4 protein-coding genes are annotated in these 3,986 nt (G+C 43.1%); all 4 read right to left on the bottom strand.

Translation table 11 applies throughout. The features are described from left to right. On the bottom strand, positions 1-575 hold a 575-nt coding region (locus tag SMIDD26_RS02635), incomplete at its 3' end, for an amidohydrolase family protein (protein WP_167747452.1). Positions 576-628: 53 nt separating this feature from the next. Then, positions 629-781: a hypothetical protein gene (locus tag SMIDD26_RS12580; protein WP_246746865.1), complete on the bottom strand. Its 153-nt coding sequence runs from the start codon at positions 779-781 to the stop codon at positions 629-631. Between the two features lie 94 nt (positions 782-875). After that, positions 876-2,624 carry an ABC transporter ATP-binding protein gene (locus SMIDD26_RS02630; RefSeq protein WP_061438823.1) on the bottom strand — a complete coding sequence of 583 codons (1,749 nt, stop codon included), beginning with the start codon at positions 2,622-2,624 and terminating at the stop codon, positions 876-878. Between the two features lies 1 nt (position 2,625). After that, positions 2,626-3,986: ABC transporter ATP-binding protein (locus SMIDD26_RS02625; RefSeq protein WP_246746864.1), on the bottom strand; the 1,361-nt coding region annotated here is incomplete at its 5' end.

Below are 3,986 nucleotides of genomic sequence, written 5' to 3'. Positions count from 1 at the left end.
CTGTAGGGAGAATGTGGGGCTACCATCACCTTGAAATTTGGATTTTTATATTCTAAGATTTTCTCTATGATGAATCGAGTTCTGCTTATAGTTTCATTAGTTGTCTCCGCCTCAGAAGAAAAGAGGGTCGGTGAGAAATAACAACGCATCTTGGAATCTTTCACTGCCTGATAAATCCGCTCAATCTCCACACCATTGGGATTATACATATCATTAAAGGTTGCTGTTCCTGACTGGAGCATCTCTGTCAGAGCTTCTTTGACCGCCTTGGTAGTCATATCTGGTGTAAACTCAGCTTCTGCTGGCCAGATATAGTCATTAAGCCATTCATGGAGATTGCTGTCATCCCGGATTCCTCTCAATTCTGTCATAGCAGAATGGGTGTGACAATTGACCAATCCAGGCATAATCCAGGCTCCCTGATAGTCTATAATCTGCTCAGCTTGATCTAAAATCTCTGGCTTCTCTTGACCGACATAGACGATTTGAGAATCCTTAACAGCTAAGATTCCATCCAAATGAACATGGAAATCTTGGTCACAAGTCACGATGTTTACATGCTGAAAGACTTTCATTATAGGCTCCTTTTCTAAAAGACAATTTATACTCTCTTCAAACCACGTCAGATTCACTTTGCCGTATATATGTTACTGACTTCGTCAGTTCTATCTGCAACCTCAAAACAGTGTTTTGAGCTGACTTCGTCAATCTTATCCACAACCTCAAAGCAGTGTTTTGAGCGACCTGCGGCTAGCTTTCTAGTTTGCTCTTTGATTTTCATTGAGTATTACAGTGAATAATTTTCTAGCTATTGTAACAAAAAAGTCACCCGAAGGCAACTTTTTTTATCTATAAGAGTTCGAAATTAAAAAGGCTTATTCAGAGCTAAAAGCGGCAGCTTGCTGCATTTGGTAGTACTTTCCCTTCCTAGCTATAAGGTCCTGATGGTTCCCATATTCAACAATGTCGCCATCCACCAAGACAAGAATCAAATCCGCGTCCTGAATGGTAGACAAGCGGTGAGCAATGATAAAACTTGTGCGCCCCTTCATGAGTTTAGCAAAGGCATCCTGTACCAGCACTTCTGTCCGTGTATCAATGGAGGAAGTCGCTTCGTCTAAGATAAGAATCTTTGGAATACCCAGAAAAACTCGGGCGATTGTCAAGAGCTGGGCTTGACCGACAGAGAGAGATTCTCCAGCATTTTCTAACTTGGTATCGTATCCCTGCGACAACTGTTGGATGAAAAAGTCCGCATTGGCTGCTTTGGCAGCAACAATCACCTGTGCCCGACTGGCTTCAGGATTGCCAAAGGCAATATTGTCATGAATGGTTCCTTGCTTGAGCCAGGTTTCTTGAAGCACCATGCCAAACTGCTGGCGTAAAGAGGCACGACTATAATCATAAATGGATTTCCCATCCAGCAAGATATCTCCCGAGTTAATGGGGTAAAATCGCATAAGGAGATTGATAAGAGTTGATTTCCCAGCACCTGTCGGACCAACGATGGCCACCTTGCTACCAGCTGGAATATCAATAGATAAATCCTTAATCAAAATCTTTTCAGGATGGTAGCCAAAAGAGACATGTTTAAAGGAAATAGCTCCCTTAACTTGGTCACTGGTCAAGACTTCCTTACCACTTTCAGCTACCTCAGAGATTTCTAAGATAGCATAGACACGCTCTGCACAAGCTAAAGCACTTTGCAACTCGGCTAGAACTGAAGAAATATCGTTAAAGGGCTTGGTGTACTGTTGAACATAGTTCAAAAAGGTCACTAAGCGCCCAATGGTCAAGGTGGAACCCATCATGATACGATAAGCTCCCACTCCAGCTAGAAGGGCATAAATAAGCGCATTTACAAAGCGAGTCGAAGGGTTAACCGTTGATGAATAAAAGATAGCTGACTGCGAATAACCTGCATAGTTGTCATTAGCCTCGTGCAGACTTTGGATAAATTCTGCCTGAGCATTAAAGGACTGGATAATGGTCTGCTGGTTAAGCGATTCTTCAATCAACTGAGTCTGAATTCCTCTCGTCTCCGTTTGCTTCTGGAAGAGATGATAGGATCGTTTGGCAATGAAGCGTGAAATCACCATGGATAGTGGAGTCAACAGCAAGACCAAAAGAGTCATGAGGAGATGAATTTGAAGCATGGCTAGAATACTAACCAAAATCATTAAGACGCCAATAAAAAATTGGTTAAAAATCATGGTCAAGCCGGCTGCCAACTGTTCTATGTCTGTGGTCACACGACTGACCATCTCTCCACTTCCTTGCCGATCCACGAAAGCAATCGGTAAACGATGGAGCTTATGTATGATTCGCTCTCTCAAGTCTCTGGTATAAGAGAAGATTAGGCGATTATAAAGGAGAGGATTGACCCATTGAACTAAGGTATTTCCTATGACCACCAAGATCATCTGAATGAAAATTTGCCAAAAAACTGGTGAAGAACCAGCCACTAGGACTTGGTCGATGACCTGCCCAATCAGAATAGGTAGATAGATCGATAAGCCAACTTGGGCAATAGTTCCTAGAAAGGCTAGGAAAAGGAGGAAAGGATGACTTGCTAAATCTTTGACCAAACGTTTGAGCGTCTGATTTGCAGTTTGTCGTCTCATGCTAGTCCTCCTTTCCATGTTGGGATGCATTGATTTCGCGATAGACTTGACTGGATTTCATCAAGTCCTCGTGCTTGCCGATAGCTAGGAGCTCACCTTTTTCCAAGAGGAGAATCTGGTCAGCCATCTGTAAAGTCGATGTTCTTTGAGAAATCAAGATTAAGCTCGTGTTTGGTAAGTTCTCTCGAATAGCCTTCAAGAGCTTGGACTCTGTGATGGTGTCGAGAGCTGAGGTCGCATCATCTAGGATGAGAAATGGTGCTTGTCGCAAGACTGCTCTTGCGATAGACAGCCTTTGTTTTTGTCCACCTGAGAAATTTCGACCTCCTGCCTCAACTAGGGCATCCAAGAGTTCTTCCTTTTCACTAACAAAATCCTTAGCTTGCGCAATCTCCAAGGCCTGCCAGAGTTCCTGGTCAGTCACTTCTTGATCTAAACCTAGAGTCAAGTTAGAACGAATACTTCCCTTAAAGAGTTCGACTTTTTGAGGCACATAGGCAATCCAAAACCGCCACTCCTCAAGATTACGAGGACTAGATCCATCTCGATAAGGGTAAATGCTCCCCTTGTCTGCTGGATAAAGTCCAAGAATGACTTGCACCAAACTTGATTTACCAGAACCCGTTCCCCCAATGATGCCAAGGATTTGCCCTTGCTTCATATCAAAGGAAATGTCTCTCAGAGAAGGCTGGCCCGCATCAGGATAGGTAAAGGTCAGTTCTTGAACTTGTAAAACCTGATCACTGGTAGCTTGCTTTTGTTCTAGCTCTAAGTGAATATCTTCTGGAGCCTCAGCAAAGACTTCCTCAATTCGCTTAGCTGAGATGTAGGACTGGTTGAGAGAATTGATCAGCATGGCTAGCTTGACCAATTCCACCAAAATCTGTAAGAGATAGTTGATGAGGGCAATGAGGGCCCCTTGACTGAGCAATCCTCCTTGAATAGAAACATATCCCTGCAAGATAATAACGAGGAGGGTTCCATTGACAATCAGATAGGTCAGGGGTGTTAATAAACTAGACCAGAAACCTGTCTTTTCTTGTAATCTAGCATAGACTTGGTTAAGAGTTTGAAAAATCTGTAACTCTCGTTTTTCTTGACCAAAAGCACGAATAACTCGCATCCCTTGCAATTGCTGACGCGTTTCTTGAACCAGTTGGTCCGTTTTCTTTCTGAGACTACTGTAGAGAGGATTGACCGTCCGAGAAAGGCCTACAATGACGACGGTCAAAATGGCAATCATGACTAAGAACCAGAAAATCAGCTCAGCTGAGATTCGATAAGCCATAAAAATAGCACCAAAAACGATAATAGGCGCTCGTAAAAAGAGACGCAGGAATTGATTGATACCAGTCTGAATCT

This window comes from Streptococcus mitis (assembly GCF_001579035.1).
Lineage (GTDB): Bacteria > Bacillota > Bacilli > Lactobacillales > Streptococcaceae > Streptococcus > Streptococcus mitis_J.
This window is presented reverse-complemented; position numbering and strand designations above follow the sequence as displayed.